This window comes from Bradyrhizobium erythrophlei (assembly GCF_900129425.1).
GTDB classification, from domain to species: Bacteria; Pseudomonadota; Alphaproteobacteria; order Rhizobiales; family Xanthobacteraceae; genus Bradyrhizobium; species Bradyrhizobium erythrophlei_C.
In genome coordinates, this window is sequence record NZ_LT670817.1 from 9,051,145 (window position 1) to 9,067,330 (window position 16,186).

13 protein-coding genes are annotated in these 16,186 nt (G+C 62.6%); 6 read left to right on the top strand and 7 right to left on the bottom strand.

The genetic code is table 11. The annotated features are described in order from the left end of the window. Positions 1–126: 126 nt before the first annotated feature. From B5527_RS43025 to fahA, 3 genes are read left to right on the top strand one after another with little or no spacing between them, the layout of a single operon-like run. A complete protein-coding gene (locus B5527_RS43025; RefSeq protein ID WP_079606907.1) occupies positions 127–1,080 on the top strand; it encodes an MBL fold metallo-hydrolase in 954 nt (317 codons plus the stop codon). Positions 1,081–1,082: 2 nt separating this feature from the next. Then, positions 1,083–2,429, top strand: coding sequence for a homogentisate 1,2-dioxygenase (gene hmgA, locus B5527_RS43030; RefSeq protein WP_079607936.1), 1,347 nt, complete (start codon positions 1,083–1,085; stop codon positions 2,427–2,429). A 60-nt stretch (positions 2,430–2,489) separates the two neighbouring features. Next, positions 2,490–3,761, top strand: coding sequence for a fumarylacetoacetase (gene fahA, locus B5527_RS43035; protein WP_079606908.1), 1,272 nt, complete (start codon positions 2,490–2,492; stop codon positions 3,759–3,761). A gap of 111 nt (positions 3,762–3,872) precedes the next feature. Here fahA and B5527_RS43040 read toward each other — a convergent pair whose 3' ends face one another. After that, positions 3,873–4,184: a DUF1272 domain-containing protein gene (locus B5527_RS43040; RefSeq protein ID WP_079606909.1), complete on the bottom strand. Its 312-nt coding sequence runs from the start codon at positions 4,182–4,184 to the stop codon at positions 3,873–3,875. Positions 4,185–4,487: 303 nt separating this feature from the next. Further along, on the bottom strand, positions 4,488–4,964 hold the full coding sequence (locus B5527_RS43045; RefSeq protein ID WP_079606910.1) for an Lrp/AsnC family transcriptional regulator: 477 nt from the start codon (positions 4,962–4,964) through the stop codon (positions 4,488–4,490). A gap of 124 nt (positions 4,965–5,088) precedes the next feature. On the opposite strand from B5527_RS43045, the gene hppD reads away from it, so the two are divergent. Further along, positions 5,089–6,207, top strand: a complete 1,119-nt coding sequence (gene hppD / locus B5527_RS43050; RefSeq protein ID WP_079606911.1) for a 4-hydroxyphenylpyruvate dioxygenase — start codon at positions 5,089–5,091, stop codon at positions 6,205–6,207. 95 nt (positions 6,208–6,302) lie between these two features. Here the strand turns inward: hppD and B5527_RS43055 are convergent, their stop codons facing one another. From B5527_RS43055 to B5527_RS43070, 4 genes are all read right to left on the bottom strand, one after another. Then, complete coding sequence (locus tag B5527_RS43055; protein ID WP_079606912.1) at positions 6,303–7,418, bottom strand: CaiB/BaiF CoA transferase family protein; 1,116 nt, start codon at positions 7,416–7,418, stop codon at positions 6,303–6,305. Between the two features lie 170 nt (positions 7,419–7,588). Next, on the bottom strand, positions 7,589–8,389 hold the full coding sequence (locus tag B5527_RS43060) for an FAD binding domain-containing protein (protein ID WP_079606913.1): 801 nt from the start codon (positions 8,387–8,389) through the stop codon (positions 7,589–7,591). A gap of 143 nt (positions 8,390–8,532) precedes the next feature. After that, on the bottom strand, positions 8,533–10,872 hold the full coding sequence (locus tag B5527_RS43065; RefSeq protein WP_079607937.1) for a xanthine dehydrogenase family protein molybdopterin-binding subunit: 2,340 nt from the start codon (positions 10,870–10,872) through the stop codon (positions 8,533–8,535). An 87-nt stretch (positions 10,873–10,959) separates the two neighbouring features. After that, positions 10,960–11,445, bottom strand: a complete 486-nt coding sequence (locus B5527_RS43070; protein ID WP_079606914.1) for a (2Fe-2S)-binding protein — start codon at positions 11,443–11,445, stop codon at positions 10,960–10,962. A gap of 465 nt (positions 11,446–11,910) precedes the next feature. Between B5527_RS43070 and B5527_RS43075 the strand changes: the two genes are divergently transcribed. Then, a complete protein-coding gene (locus B5527_RS43075) occupies positions 11,911–13,950 on the top strand; it encodes a methyl-accepting chemotaxis protein (protein ID WP_425305122.1) in 2,040 nt (679 codons plus the stop codon). Between the two features lie 144 nt (positions 13,951–14,094). On the opposite strand, the gene B5527_RS43080 is transcribed toward B5527_RS43075, so the two are convergent. Then, complete coding sequence (locus B5527_RS43080; protein ID WP_079606916.1) at positions 14,095–14,487, bottom strand: DUF3175 domain-containing protein; 393 nt, start codon at positions 14,485–14,487, stop codon at positions 14,095–14,097. A gap of 175 nt (positions 14,488–14,662) precedes the next feature. On the opposite strand from B5527_RS43080, the gene B5527_RS43085 reads away from it, so the two are divergent. Then, complete coding sequence (locus B5527_RS43085) at positions 14,663–16,180, top strand: MFS transporter (protein ID WP_079606917.1); 1,518 nt, start codon at positions 14,663–14,665, stop codon at positions 16,178–16,180. Positions 16,181–16,186: the final 6 nt, after the last annotated feature.

Consider the following 16,186-nt stretch of genomic DNA (forward strand, 5'->3'; position numbering starts at 1 on the left):
TTAAAAGCGTCATTGCGAGCGAAGCGAAGCAATCCATCCAGCCAGGACAAAGCTGGATTGCTTCGTCGCTTCGCTCCTCGCAATGACGGGGATAGACTCAGCGTTGTCACACAGGGAATTGAATCGATGGCCAAGGGTTTTGCTTCCACGACCGACATGGCGGAGAAGAAAGTCACCTTCTCCGAAATCGGCACCGATCTCTACGCCTTCACCGCCGAGGGCGATCCCAATTCCGCTGTGATCGTCGGCGACGACGGCTGCATCGTGTTCGACGCCCAGGCGACGCCGGCGATGGCCAATAAGGTGATCGAGCGGGTCCGCACGGTCACCGACAAGCCGATCAAGTATGTGGTGCTGTCGCATTATCATGCGGTGCGGGTGCTCGGCGCGTCCGCCTACAAGGCGCAGGCGGTGATTGCGTCTGCGGAAACCCATCGGCTGGTCGAGGAGCGCGGCCAGCAGGACTGGGATTCCGAATACGGCCGCTTTCCGCGGCTGTTCCAGGATGCCGAAAGCATCCCCGGCCTGACTTGGCCGACGCTGACGTTCGAAACCGACATGTCGATCTATCTCGGCAAACGCGAAGTGCGTTTGATGTCGCTCGGCGCGGGACATACCTCCGGCGATATCGTGGCGTGGGTGCCTGATGCGGAAGTGATGTTTTCGGGCGACCTGATCGAATATCATTCGGCGTGTTATTGCGGCGACGCGCATTTGCGCGAGTGGCCGGCGACGCTGAACGAAATCCGCGCGTTCAATCCCAAGGCGATCGCGCCGGGACGCGGCGACGCCCTCAAGGGTGTGGCCACCGGTCGCGACGCCATCGCGATGACGCGCGATTTCGTCACCTCGCTCTATGGTGCTGCGGAAACCGCGGTGGCCAGGGGCCGCAACCTCAAGGAGACGATGGCGGCAGCGCGCGAGGTGATGGATCCGAAGTTTTCGAGCTTTGCGATCTACGAACACTGCCTGCCGTTCAATGTCTCGCGCGCCTTCGACGAAGCATCAGGAATTGACGACCCCGTGATCTGGACCGCTGAACGCGACCGGGAAATGTGGGCCAGCTTGCAAGGAGGATGACCATGAACATCAATACCTCGCCTGACGTAGTCAGCCGCAGTTCGGTCAACATTACGCCGGGCTACATGTCCGGCTTCGGCAACAGTTTTGAGACCGAGGCACTGCCCGGCGCGCTGCCGATCGGGCGCAATTCGCCGCAGCGCTGCGCCTACGGGCTTTACGCCGAACAGCTGTCGGGCTCGCCGTTCACGGCGCCGCGCGGCAGCAATGAACGCTCATGGCTGTATCGAATCCGGCCGTCGGTGCGGCACTCCGGCCGCTTCAGCAAGGTCGATGCCGGGCTGTGGCGTAGCGCGCCTTGCTTTGAGGCCGATCTGCCGATCGCGCAATTGCGCTGGGATCCGACGCCGATCCCCAGGGAAGACATGACGTTCCTGCAGGGTGTGCAGACCATGACCACGGCGGGCGATGCCAACACCCAGGCCGGCATGGCCGCGCACGTGTTTCTGATTACAAAGTCGATGGTCGATCAGCATTTCTATAATGCCGACGGCGAGATGCTGTTCGTGCCGCAGCAGGGCAATTTGCGTTTCGTCACCGAATTCGGCCGGATCGATGCCGAGCCCGGCGAAATCGTGGTGATCCCGCGCGGCGTCAAGTTCCGCGTCGAGATCACAGGCGTTCCGGCGCGCGGTTATCTCTGCGAAAATTACGGCGGCGCCTTCACGCTGCCGGAGCGCGGGCCGATCGGCGCCAACTGCCTTGCCAATGCGCGCGACTTCCTCACGCCGGTGGCGGCCTATGAGGACAAGGACACGCCGACCGAATTGTTCGTCAAATGGGGCGGACAGCTGTTTTCGACTCAATTGCCGCATTCACCTATCGATGTGGTGGCGTGGCACGGCAATTACGCGCCGTACAAATACGATCTGCGGACCTTCGCGCCTGTCGGCGCCATCAGCTTCGACCATCCCGACCCCTCGATCTTCACGGTGCTGACGTCGCCGTCGGAAACCGCGGGTACTGCCAATATCGACTTTGTGATTTTCCCGGAGCGCTGGGCGGTGGCGGAGAACACCTTCCGTCCGCCGTGGTATCACATGAACATCATGTCGGAATTCATGGGGCTGATCTACGGCGTCTACGACGCCAAGCCGCAGGGCTTCACGCCCGGCGGCATCAGCCTGCATAACATGATGCTGCCGCACGGCCCGGACCGCCAGGCCTTCGATCACGCCAGCAATTCGGAATTGAAGCCGGTCAAGCTGACCGGCACCATGGCCTTCATGTTCGAGACGCGCTATCCGCAGCACGTTACCGCGCATGCGGCGAACTCGTCGACGCTGCAGGATGATTATGCGGACTGCTGGAAGGGGCTGGAAAAGCGGTTCGATCCGAACCGGCCGTGAAGTTTCGCTTACCCTCCCCCTCCAGGGGAGGGTGAAACACAAACTCAAATTTGGAAAACCATGCCCCACCCCAACGATCCCACCCTTCGCTCTTTCGTACCAGTCGATCCGGCGTCGGACTTTCCGATCCAGAATCTGCCCTACGGCGTGTTTTCGACCACGGACGGACTAGCCCCTCGCGTGGGCGTCGCGATCGGCGATCATGTGCTCGATCTGTGGGAGCTCGAGCAGGACTGCCGATTGGAAGTCGGCGACCTCGGGGTCTTTGCGGCGTCGACGCTGAATCCCTTCATGGCGCTGGGCCCGAAGGTGTGGTCGCGCACCCGCGCGCGGATCAGCGAGTTGTTGCGTCACGACAATCCCGAACTTCGCGACAATCCGCATCTGCGCCAACGCGCGCTGGTGCCGATGGCGCAGGTGAAACTGCATTTGCCGATCGCGGTCGCCGGCTACACCGATTTCTATTCGTCAAAAGAGCATGCCACCAATGTCGGCGTCATGTTCCGCGGCAAGGACAACGCCTTGCAGCCGAACTGGCTGCATATGCCGATCGGCTACAACGGCCGCGCCTCGACCGTCGTGGTGTCCGGCACCAAAGTGCGCCGGCCGCGCGGTCAGTTGAAGCCACCGAGCGCGGAGCAGCCGAGTTTCAGGCCCTGCAGGCGGCTCGATTTCGAGCTGGAAATGGGCGTCGTGATCGGACAATCCTCGCCGATCGGCGAGAGGCTCAGCGAGCGGCAGGCGGAGGACATGATCTTCGGCTTTGTGCTGTTGAACGACTGGAGCGCGCGCGATATCCAGCAGTGGGAATACGTGCCGCTGGGGCCGTTCCAGGCCAAGGCGTTTGCGACCTCGATCAGCCCGTGGATCGTTACTCGCGAGGCGCTGGAGCCGTTTCGCGTCCATGGCCCCGCACAGGAGCCGGTGCCGCTGCCGTATTTGCAGCAAAAGCAGCCGAACAATTACGACCTGGAACTCGATGTCGCCCTGCGCGCCGAGCAGATGAATACGCCGGTGCGGATCTGCCGCACCAATTTCAAATACATGTACTGGTCGTCGGTGCAGCAACTGGTGCATCACGCCTCGTCCGGCTGCGCCATGAATATCGGCGATCTCCTCGGCAGCGGCACCATCAGCGGCCCGGAGAAGCAGCAGCGCGGCAGCCTGCTGGAAATCTCCTGGAACGGCACCGACCCGCTGGAGCTGGCGCGCGGCATAAATCGGACGTTTCTCGAAGACGGCGATTCCCTCAGCATCGGCGGCCGCTGCCAAGGCAACGGCTACCGGATCGGCTTTGGCGAAGTCGAAGGCACGATTCTGCCGGCGACATGATTCGTCGACAACAACTTCATTCCGTCATTGCGAGCGCCAGCGAAGCAATCCATGGGGCGGCAAGATGGATTGCTTCGTCGCGTCACTCCTCGCAATGACGGTGATCATCATTCAGCGCTCTTCCGGCGGAATATCCATGATTCCTGCGGAGAAGGCCGCAACCTCATCGGGGCCAAACGACAGATGCACGCGCTTGTCCGACGGGGGACGCTTGGCGACCGATAATCCCGGCCGCCACTCCGTTGCCGGCCGGATCGGCCGCGGGGCAAAACCGCCGCCGCAGTTCGGGCACACATTGTGAAGCTTGTGCTCGGCGCAGTCCGCGCAGAAGGTGCATTCATAGCTGCAGATGCGCGCGTCCGTCGCGCGCGGCGGCAGGTCCTTGTCGCAATATTCGCAGTTCGGCCGAAGTTGCAGCGCCATGGTGGCCTCGTAGGTTAGAGCCCGAGTCTGAACGAATTTCCTGTCAGATGCCGCCACAAATTCGGCCCACCTCTCCCCTTGTGGGAGAGGTCGGATCGCATCGTCAGATGCGATCCGGGTGAGGGGTTAGGACTATCGATGGACCTGAACCCCTCACCCCCACCCTCTCCCGCAGGGGGAGAGGGAGCTCACCGCCATCGCTGCGACATACAGCCATTCAACGTGATAGAGAATGGGCAAACAGCATCGCAAACCGGAATCCAAATTCGAATGGCGAATCTCCCTCGATTTCAGCCATGCGCGCTATCGCGTCAACTCCTTGAGCGGCAGCTTTGAGCTTTCCTTCAATCGATCCAGCACGATCGACGAGCGCACATGGGCCACGCTCTGGTGCGGCATCAGCACGTTGTTGACGATGTCGGACAGGCTTTTCAGGTCGCGCAGCACGGCCTTCAGCAGATAATCGGCATCGCCCGTGAGCGAATAGGCCTCCTGAATATCGTCGACGCGATTGACCAGCGCGCGAAACCGTTTGGCGTTGTCGGGCGAATGGGTCGCCAGCGTAATGTGGATAAAGGCGATGACGCCAAAGCCGAGCGCTTCGCTCGCGAGGTCGGCGTGATAGCCCGAGATCACCTTGTCTTCCTCCAGCCGCATCCGCCGCCGCGAGCATTGCGATGCCGACAGGCCGGCGATGTCGGCCAATTGCTGATTGGTCAACCGGCCGTCATCCTGCAAGGCGCCGAGTATTTTGAGGTCGAAGGCGTCAACAGATATCATGCAATAATCTCTCACTGATGCACGGATCATGCGCAATATAGCGGAAAAGCCATTCCTTTGCACACACATTGCGGCTTCGGCGACCGAATATCTATCGCCCTCTAGAAATCAAAGGAGACCAGCCATGGGTCCATTTCCGCACGACGCGCCGCCGGCGACCGTTAGCGCCGACAATCCGATGGGAACCGATGGTTTTGAATTCGTCGAATACGCCCATCCCAAGCCGGCAGAACTGCACGCGCTGTTCAAGCTGATGGGCTATGTGGCGGTCGCGCGCCACCGGACCAGGAAGATCACGGTCTATCGCCAGGGCGATATCAATTATCTGGTCAATGAAGAGCCCGGCAGCCACGGCTTTGCCTTCGTCGCCGCGCACGGCCCGTGCGCGCCATCGATGGCGTTTCGCGTGGTCGATGCGAAGCGCGCATATGAACGCGCGCTGGCACTCGGCGCGGAAGCCGCCGATATTCCCGCCGCGCAAAAGGCGCTCGATGTTCCCGCCATCAAAGGCATCGGCGGTAGTCTGCTTTATTTCGTCGATCGCTACGGCGCCAGGGGTTCGGCCTACGACGCCGAGTTCGAATGGTTCGGCGCCAAAAATCCGAGGCCGGAAGGCGCGGGGCTGTTTTATCTCGACCACCTCACCCACAACGTCCATCGCGGCCGGATGGATGTCTGGACCGGCTTCTATGAAAGGCTGTTCAACTTCCGGCAGATTCGCTTCTTCGATATCGAAGGCCGCGCGTCGGGCCTGTTCTCGCGGGCGCTGACCAGCCCTGACGGCAAGATCCGGATCCCGATCAACGAGGACGCCGGCGATTCCGGTCAGATCGAAGAATATCTCAATGTCTATCGCGGCGAGGGCATTCAGCACATCGCCTGCGGCGCCAAGGATATCTACCGGACGGTCGAGGGTTTGCGCGAGGCCGGCCTGCCGTTCATGCCCGCGCCGCCGGAGACCTATTTCGAGAAGATCGATGCGCGGCTACCCGGCCACGGCGAGGACGTCGCCCGGTTGAAGCGCGACGGCATCCTGATCGACGGCGAAGGGGTGGTCGACGGCGGCCACACCAAGGTGCTGCTGCAGATTTTTTCCGCCAACGCGATCGGACCGATATTCTTCGAGTTCATCCAACGCAAGGGTGACGACGGTTTCGGCGAGGGCAATTTCAAGGCGCTGTTCGAATCGATCGAGGAAGACCAAATCCGCCGCGGCGTGCTGAAGGTGGACGACGCGGCGTAGATCAGTGTCATTCCGGGGCGACGCGAAGCGTCGAACCCGGAAGCTCGAGATTCCGGGTCTGGTCCTTCGGACCATCCCGGAATGACGACGGAGTTTTACCTTCGCGCCCGCCACTCTTCCGTGAGTTTGCCGATATCCGCCGTTGCCGCGTCCCTGATCGCTGACGGCGTGCGCGAGAAACGCGGTGCCGGTGCGGGCTGGGTGACGCCGTGGCGGCTGACAAAAGTCTCGCGGGCCGCCATGTGGGGATGCTCGGGCGCTTCCGACATAGTCAGGACCGGCGCGAAGCAGATGTCGGTGCCCTCCATGATCGCGCACCAATCGTCGCGGGTCTTGCTCTTGAATACCCCCACCAGTCTTTGCTTGAGCGCGGGCCACGCCTTGCGATCCATCTGGGAATCGAAGTCGGCATCCGTCAGCCCGGCGTGCTGGCGCAACAGCGTGTAGAATTGCGGCTCGATCGAGCCGATCGAGATGAACCGGCCGCAGGCGCATTCATAGACGCCGTAGAAGTGCGCGCCGCCGTCGAGGAAATTGCTCTCGCGCTGCTCGGTCCAGCGGCCGGCGGCCGCCATGTCGAAGAACATCGACATCAGCGACGCCGCGCCGTCGCACATCGCGGCATCGACCACCTGTCCCTTGCCCGATTTCTGCGCTTCGAGCAGTGCCGCGAGCACGCCGACTACGAGGTAGAGCGCGCCGCCGCCGAAATCACCGACCAGATTGAGCGGCAGTACCGGCTTTTCCGCGGTGCCGATCGCGGCCAGCGCGCCGGTCACCGAGATATAGTTGATGTCATGGCCGGCCGCCTGCGCCAGCGGGCCTTGCTGTCCCCATCCGGTCATCCGGCCAAAGACGAGACGCGGGTTGCGCGCCAGCACCACGTCCGGCCCGAGCCCCAGCCGCTCCATCACGCCGGGACGAAAGCCCTCGATCAGGGCGTCGGCGTTGGCCAGGAGATCCATGACCTGCGCGATCGAAGCCTTGTCCTTGAGGTCGAGTTCGACGACCTTTCGCCCGCGCCCGGCCACCGATTTCAAATTCTTCCTGGCGCCGACACGATCGAGCGTGACCACCTCCGCGCCCATGTCCGCCAGCATCATGCAGGCAAACGGGCCGGGTCCGATGCCGGCGAACTCGACAATGCGGAAGCCGGTCAGCGGCCCGCCGGCGCGCGCCGGTGCAGCCTGGGTCTGGGCGGAAGAGGTCATTGTACCGGTCACGTCAGATCCATTTCGCATTGTCTTGTCGAATGCCGTGCTGGCGAAAATTGTCAGCCCTTGCGGGGAGAGTAGCAAGCGCCGTTTGACCCAAATGTGGCCAAATGCAGTGCGGCGCGCATTGCTGCGCGCCGCTCGCGTTGATCCAGTGCGAAGCGCGATCAGCCGGCCTCGGTCACCGCGCGCTGCGCCATCACCTTGATCAGATTGGCGCGGTAGGCCGACGAGCCATGGATATCCGTCAGCAGGCCGTCGGCGGAAATCGTGACGCTGTCGAGCGCGCTTGGCGACCAGTTGGCCTTCAGCGCCGCTTCGATGGCGGGCACTCGCATGACGCCGTTTTGCGATGCGCCGGTGGCGGCTACTCTGATATCGCCGGCCTTGGTCTTGACCACGAATACCCCGGTCAGCGCGAAACGCGAGGCGGGATGGCGCATTTTCGAATAGCCCGCCTTGGCCGGAATCGGAAACACGACCTGGGTGATGATCTCGCCGTCCTCGAGCGCGGTGCTGAACAGGCCCTTGAAGAAATCGTCAGCCGGGATCGAGCGCTTGTTGGTCTTGACGGTGGCGCCGAGGGCCACCACGGCGGCGGGAAAATCCGCCGCCGGATCGTTGTTGGCGATCGAGCCGCCGATGGTGCCGCGGTAACGCACCTGGGGATCGCCGAGCACCGAAGTGAGGTGCACGATCGCCGGGATCGCCTTCTTGGCGTCGGCGCTCTCAAGAATGTCGAAATAGGTCGTCGCGGCCTTGATCGTCAGCGCGTCGGCCGACAGCTCGATACCGACCAGTTCCTTGATCTTGCCGAGATCGATCACGTCCGACGGCGAGGCCAGTCGCTGCTTCATGACCGGGATCAGGGTGTGGCCGCCGGCGAGATATTTCGAGTCCGAGCCCTTGCCGAACAGCGCGACGGCTTCGTCGACGCTGGAGGGGCGATGATAGGTTGTCTCGTACATGACGTTGCTCCCTGTTTTCCTTTTGGCCCTCTGCGTCATTCCGGGATGCGCGCCGCTTGCGCGCAGACCCGGAATCTCGAGGAGTTCAACCGTGTTTCAGATCCCGGGTTCGACGCTTCGCGTCGCCCCGGAATGACGAATCATCACCCGTGAATGGCTTGCCACACCCGATCGGGCGTCGCCGGCATTGCCAGTTTGTTGTTGCCGATCGCATCCGTGATGGCGTTGATGACGGCGGCGGATGCGCCGATCGCGCCGGCCTCGCCGCAGCCCTTGACGCCGAGCGGATTGCCCGGGCACAGCGTCGTGGTGTGCGACAGTTTGAACGACGGCAGGTCGTCGGCGCGCGGCATGGTGTAATCCATGAACGACGCGGTCACGAGCTGGCCCGAGCTATCGTAAACCGCGCCCTCGAGCAGCGCCTGGCCGATGCCCTGGGCGAGGCCGCCATGGACCTGGCCCTCGACGATCATCGGATTGATCAGCCGGCCGAAATCGTCAGCGGCGACGAAATTGACAAAGCTGGTCTTGCCGGTGCCGGAATCGACTTCGAGCTCGCAGATATAGGCGCCGGCCGGGAAGGTGAAGTTGGTCGGATCGTAGAATGCCGTCTCCTTGAGGCCGGGCTCCATGCCGTCAGGCAGGTTGTGCGCGGTGTAGGCGGCGAGCGCGACCATCGGCAGCGCGATCGACTTGTCGGTGCCGGTAACCTTGAACTCGCCGTTTTCGATCACGATGTCATCTTCGGAGGCCTCAAGCTGATGCGCGGCGATTTTCTTGGCCTTGGCTTCGACTTTCTCCATCGCCTTGATAATGGCGGTACCGCCGACTGCGATCGAGCGCGAGCCATAGGTGCCCATGCCGAACTGCACCTTGTCGGTGTCGCCGTGGACAATCTGCACCTGGCTGATCGGAACGCCCAAGCGTTCTGCAATCAGCTGCGCGAAGGTGGTTTCGTGACCCTGGCCGTGGCTGTGCGAACCGGTGAGGATTTCGATGGTGCCGACCGGGTTGACACGGATTTCCGCTGACTCCCACAAGCCAACGCCGGCGCCGAGGCTGCCGACCGCCTTGGATGGCGCGATGCCGCAGGCCTCGATGTAGCAGGAGAAGCCGATGCCGCGGAGCTTGCCGTCCTTTTTGGCCTTCTCCTTGCGCGCCGGGAAGCCGGCGTAATCGATCGCCTTCAGCGCGGCGTCGAGCGAGGCGCCGAAATCGCCGACGTCATAAGCCATGATAACGGGAGTCTGGTGCGGGAAGCTGGTGATGAAATTCTTGCGGCGCAATTCAGCCGGATCGACCTTCAACTGCCGCGCCGCGGTTTCCATCATGCGTTCGACCAGAAAACTGGCCTCCGGGCGGCCCGCGCCCCGGTAGGCATCGACTGGGGTAGTGTTGGTATAGACGCCCATCACCTCGGCATAGATCGCCGGGATATTGTACTGGCCCGACAGCAGTGTCGCGTAGAGATAAGTCGGCACCGACGACGAGAACAGCGACATGTAGGCGCCGAAATTGGCGTGGGTTTTGACCCGCAAGGCCAGGATCTTGTTGTCCTTGTCGAACGCCATCTCCGCCTTCGAGACGTGGTCGCGCCCGTGAGCGTCGGTGAGGAAGGCTTCGGAGCGGTCACCGGTCCACTTCACCGGGCGCCGCACCTTCTTGGAGGCCCACAGCGCCACCATCTCTTCCGGATAGATGAAGATCTTGGAGCCGAAACCGCCGCCGACGTCAGGCGCGATCACCCGCAGCTTGTGCTCCGGCGCGATATTGTAGAATGCCGACAGCACCAGCCGCGCCACATGCGGATTCTGCGACGTGGTGTAGAGCGTGAAATGTTCCTCGGCGTCATTGTATTCCGCGATCGCCGCGCGCGGCTCCATCGCATTCGGCACCAGGCGATTGTTGGTGAGGTCGAGCGACACCACATTGGCGGCCTTGCCGAAGGCGTCCTTGACCGCGGCCTCGTCGCCGATATGCCAGTCGTAGACCACGTTGCCCGGAGCCTCCGGATGCAGCTGCGGCGCGCCCGGCTTGATCGCCGCGGCAATATCGGCCGCAGCCGGGAGTTCTTCGTAGGTTACCACGACGGCTTCCGCCGCATCCCTGGCCTGGTTCTTGGTCTCGGCGATCACGACCGCGACCGCCTGGCCGACGAAGCGCACCGTTTCCGGCGCCATCGCCGGCCACGCACCCATCTTCATCGGGGTGCCGTCCTTGGAGGAAATGGCCCAGCCGCAAATCAGATTGCCGACCTTGTCATCGACGATCTCCTGTCCCGTCAGCACGCCGACCACGCCGGGCATTTTCATCGCCGCGGAGGAGTCGATGCTCTTCACTTTTGCATGGGCATGCGGGCTGCGGATGAAATGGGCATGGGTCATGCCCTGCAGCTTGATGTCATCGACGTAGCGGCCCTTGCCGGTGATGAAACGCCGGTCTTCCTTGCGCACCACGCTGGCGCCAATACCTTCAACACCCATCGTATTTCTCCCTGCCGGAGTTTTGTTTTCCGCCATTTCCATCGAAATTCGGCGGTCTCGAATAGAGCAGTCGGTCGTCTGGCGCAGCTATTCCGCCGCTTGCGCGACACTCATGCGGGCGGCGGCGTCGAGCACCGATTTCACGATATTGTGGTAGCCGGTGCAGCGGCAGATATTGCCCTCGAGCTCGCTGCGGACGGTGTCCTCGTCGAGCTTGCCACCGTAGCGGGTGACGATATCGATCGCCGACATGATCATGCCCGGCGTGCAGTAACCGCACTGCAGCCCGTGATTGTCGCGAAACGCGGCCTGCATCGGGTGCAACTCGTCGCCCTTCGAAATGCCCTCGATGGTGGTGACATTGGCGCCGCTGGCCTGTCCGACCAGCACCGTGCATGATTTGACCGCCCGGCCATCGATATGCACGACGCAGGCGCCGCATTGGCTGGTATCGCAGCCGACATGGGTGCCGGTCAGGTTCAGATGATCGCGCAGGAGATGGACAAGGAGGGTCCGGTCCTCGACGTCAGCCGAGACCGCCTTGCCGTTCACCGTCAATTTGACTGTAGACACGCCTGGTACCTCCCGATTGCTTTTGATTGGTCTGATTAGAAGCACGGGGACGGGACTTTGCAACTGGGAAATTGGTCGCGGAAGTCATTGTGATGTCGTCCGGGGGAGGGGCGAGGTCCACCACGCCGACGCGTTCCTGATGATTCGCGGTGGTCATCTCGACGTCAGTCTGCTCGGCGCCTCCCGTAGGTCCCGAGGCCAGGGCGGCGTAGGTGTTCCTTTTGCTCGTCATGCCCGGTTGTGCCGGGCATGCACGACTATGGGACCAAAGAACAAGAAAGACGTGAATGGCCGGCAAAAGCCCGGGCATGACGGTGATTTGTCCGCGCTCCGAGCGGCCTCTCAGGGACCCACCGTAAATTTACTGCCTCTTATCCATTCTGCCATAGGTTCCCGCACCGGAGCCGGGGCTCACGTCCCCGGTTCTCTTGTTTTTCTGAAAGAAGACGGGGGTTCGGGGTGGAATTGTCGACGCGTGCCAAGCCACTATCGAGATTGCCAAGACTCCCGACCCTGCGCTTTCGCACCAAAGTCATGCTCGGCTTTACCATCGTGCTCGGCATCTCGGCTGCCAGCATGGGCATCGCCTATCTCGGATTTGAGCGCGTCTCCGCCGGCGTCGCGACTTACCGGAACAGCGTCTCGGAGGCTGATCTCGCCCGCAATATCGACCGGGAGCTGATTTCGTACCGGGCGCTGGCGCAATATTACGTGGTCACCGGAAAGGAAAACGATGCCAAGGCGGCGCTGAGCGCCGAGAGAAGCCTGAAAGACGCCATCGATCAATCGATGAAGGGCACTACAAATCCGGCGCGGCTTGATCAGATCACGCGGCTGGCCCGGGAATTCCGTACCTTCACCAAGATTTTTGCCGATATTCTCGGCGTCAAGCGCGACAACGCGCTGGTGGCGCAAAATGCGCTGACGCGCAGCGGCAACATGCTCCGTTACAAGCTCGACGATCTCCCCAGCAGCGCCAGCGACGCCGAGCTTTCGGCAGTCGAATTCGGCGCGAAAAAAGTCACCGAGCAATTCCAGGCGGTAATCGCGCTCGCCAATACCTTCGTCATCGACTCCGATCAGGCGGTCGCCACCAGCGCACTGGCGCGGCTCAAATTCGTCGAAAACGCGCTGAACGCGATATCGTCCAGGGACGAGAAGATCCTGCAGGCCATCAAGGAGGTCGCCGCGCTGTTGGAAGAATATCGGCAAGCGCTGAACAAGCTGATCGCGAATTCGAAATCGGTCGATGAATTGACGGCCGAAATGGCCGACTCGGCGGCGGCGATCGTGCAGGGCGCGAGCGCGATGAAGACGGACCTGCTTTCCGACCAGCAAAGACTTGAGTCCGAATCGGATGCGATCGTTGGCGAGACCGAGCGCCTGATCGTGATGCTGGCGGCCGGCGGCTTCCTGCTCGGCGCAGCGCTGGCCCTGATCCTGGGCAAGGGAATTTCCCGTCCGATGACGGCGATGTGCAACGCGATGCACGAACTCGCCGGTGGCAATTTCGAGGTCGTGCTGCCCGGCCTTGGCCGCAAGGATGAACTCGGCGAGATGGCCGGCGCGGTGGAAGAGTTCAAGATGCAGGCGATCGCCAAAGCCGAACGCGATGCGGCGGCGCAGGACGCCCAGAACAGAACGAGCAGTGCGGCGCGCCGCACCGAGCTCATTCGCTTCGCCGATGATTTCGAAGCAGCGGTGGGCGCCATAGTCTCGAACGTTTCGGCATCCGCGGTCCAGCTCGAATCGGCCGCCGGGACGCTGACGCGAACCGCGGAAACCACGCAAGGCCTGTCCAGTCAGGTCGCCGGCACATCGGAACAGGCGTCCAGCAACATCCGTTCGGTGGCCGCCGCGACCGAGGAGCTTTCCGCTTCGGTCGATGAAATCGGAAGACGGGTGCACGAATCCAACCGGATCGCGGAAGCCGCAGTGCTTCAGGCCCAGCAGACCGATGCGCGCATCGGCAAATTGTCGCGCGCCGCGGGGCAGATCGGTGACGTGGTCAAACTGATCACGGCGATCGCCGAACAGACCAACCTGCTGGCGCTCAATGCGACCATCGAAGCCGCGCGCGCCGGCGATGCCGGCCGGGGCTTTGCCGTGGTCGCCGCCGAGGTCAAATCGCTGGCCAGCCAGACCGCGAAGGCGACTGACGAGATATCGTCGCACATCCTGGGCATGCAGGGGGCGACCCAGGAATCGGTCGCGGCCATCAAGGAAATCGGCGGCACGATCGCGCAGATCTCGAACATAGCCTCGACGATCGCAAGTGCGGTGGAGCAACAGAGTTCGGCGACCCAGGAAATCGCCCGCAGCGTTCAGAACGTCGCCCAGGGCACCCATGAAGCCGCCGCCAATATCATGCAAGTCAATCGCGGCGCCACCGAAACCGGGTCCGCCTCCGAGGAGGTGCTGAATTCGGCAAAGACGCTGTCGACCGAGAGCACCCGCTTGCGCGAGGAACTCGACCGCTTCATGGCGAATATACGCGCAGCGTAATCCGCGCTTCCCCTCGCTGTCGCCCCGGCCTCGAGCCGGGGCCGATACTCACCGATGTTCGAATTATTGCAGGGCTGGAGCGGCTGAATTACCTCGCACGGCAGAATTATGGTTCCCGGCTCAAGGCCGGGACGACGTTGCGGATTATTCGCGCCCAAACGCCCGCTTCAGCTCATTCTTGGCGCGCTGCAGCCGGTCGCGCTGGGTTTTCGGCAAGGTCTTGCCGGCGCGGTTGATATAAAAAGTCAGCATCGAAAGCGCCGAGCGATAGGCGCCGGTCTTGCGGCGCGAACTGCGTTCCGCTGAACGCTTGAGCGAAGCCGCAATTCGCTTGGGATCCCGCAACGTAAAGACACCGCGTTTTAGATCGAGCGCGTCGCTCCCCTGGGTGACGCGTTGTGACCAGCGCTTCGGCGACGGCTTCTTCGCTGCGGATTTTCTGCGCGCCGGACTTGCCTTCCGGGCGGGCGTCTTTCCTTTGCAGGCGGTCTTGCGCGCTGTCGTCTTGCGCGAATGCGATGCTTTAGGTTCGGCCATGGCCTACTCCATCTTGCCGTCGAAAAACGGTAACGGGCCTGATCGGTTCCTTGCCGCAATGCGGGAACTCGCCCCTTGCGAGGACGTTGATGAAGGCGGCCAGCACGAGCACCCGTCATCAAGCCTGGGAGCCCTGGAACAGCATATTTCAGGGCATTTTTCATTGGCTCAACCCATGGATAGGCAGCCATTGCAGCGCAATTCGTCATCGGATCGCGGCGTCGCCGTTGTGCCCGCCGCGGTGCCAGTTCCCGGGCCTCGCAACGACGATCGCACCATCGAAACCAGCATTCCTTCGCGTCTCGACGCCCTCGGTTGGAGCGGCTTCCACACCCGCGTCGTGCTTGCGCTGGGGATCACCTGGATTCTCGACGGGCTGGAAGTCACGCTGGCCGGCGCGCTGTCCGGCGCATTGAAAGAGAGCCCGACGCTGCAATTCACCAATTTCGACGTCGGATTTTCCAACAGCGCCTATCTCGCGGGCGCCGTGCTCGGCGCGCTCGGGTTCGGCTGGCTCACCGACCGGATCGGACGCAAGAAACTGTTCTTCATCACGCTGGCAGTCTATCTGGCCGCGACCGCCGCGACCGCGCTGTCCTGGAACCTCGCGAGCTATGCCTTGTTTCGGTTTCTCACCGGCGCCGGCATCGGCGGCGAATATACCGCGATCAATTCGACGATCCAGGAACTGGTGCCGGCGCGCTATCGCGGCTGGACCGACCTCGTGATCAACGGCAGCTTCTGGATCGGCGCAGCCGTTGGCGCGACCAGCGCGATCGTCCTGCTCGATCCGCACCTGATCGGTCCCGATCTCGGCTGGCGGCTGGCCTACCTCACCGGTGCCTGTCTCGGCCTCGTGGTGTTTGTGATGCGGATGTGGATCCCGGAAAGCCCGCGCTGGCTGATGATTCACGGCTATCCCGATCGCGCCGACGCCATCGTTGCCGAGATCGAGCGATCGGCCACGGGACATGCGCAAGAGCCACGGCAACATGCCCTTCCGAAAATCAAGCTGAGAATGCGCGATCATACTCCGCTGCGGGAGGTGGCGCACACGCTGTTCTCGCTGTATCGCCAGCGTTCGCTGGTCGGTCTGGCGCTGATGATCGCGCAGGCGTTCTTCTACAATGCGATCTTCTTCACCTTTGCGCTGGTCCTGACCGAATTCTACGGAATCGCCGCCAGCCAGGTCGGCTGGTACATCCTGCCCTTCGCGGCCGGTAATTTCCTTGGACCTCTGGTGCTTGGCCGGCTGTTCGACACGCTGGGGCGCCGCGCGATGATTACGCTGACCTACGGAGTGTCGGGCGTGCTGCTGGCGCTCTCCGGCTATCTGTTCTCGATCGGGGTGTTGAGCGCGCAGACACAGACCATCGCGTGGATGGTGATTTTCTTTTTTGCGTCGCCGGCCGCCAGTGCGGCGTATCTCACCGTCAGCGAAACCTTTCCGCTGGAGGTCCGGGCGCTGGCGATTGCCCTGTTCTATGCCGTGGGAACGGGAATTGGCGGCGTCGTCGGTCCGGCTCTGTTTGGCGCGCTGATCGACACCGGCTCGCGCAACAGCGTTTTCGCGGGCTACCTGCTCGGATCGGGGCTGATGATCGCGGCGGCCGGCATCGCGTGGCGTTACGCCGTCGCGGCCGAGCGCCGGACACTGGAATCGATTGCACGCCCGCTGGCCTTTGTGGAGTAGAATGAA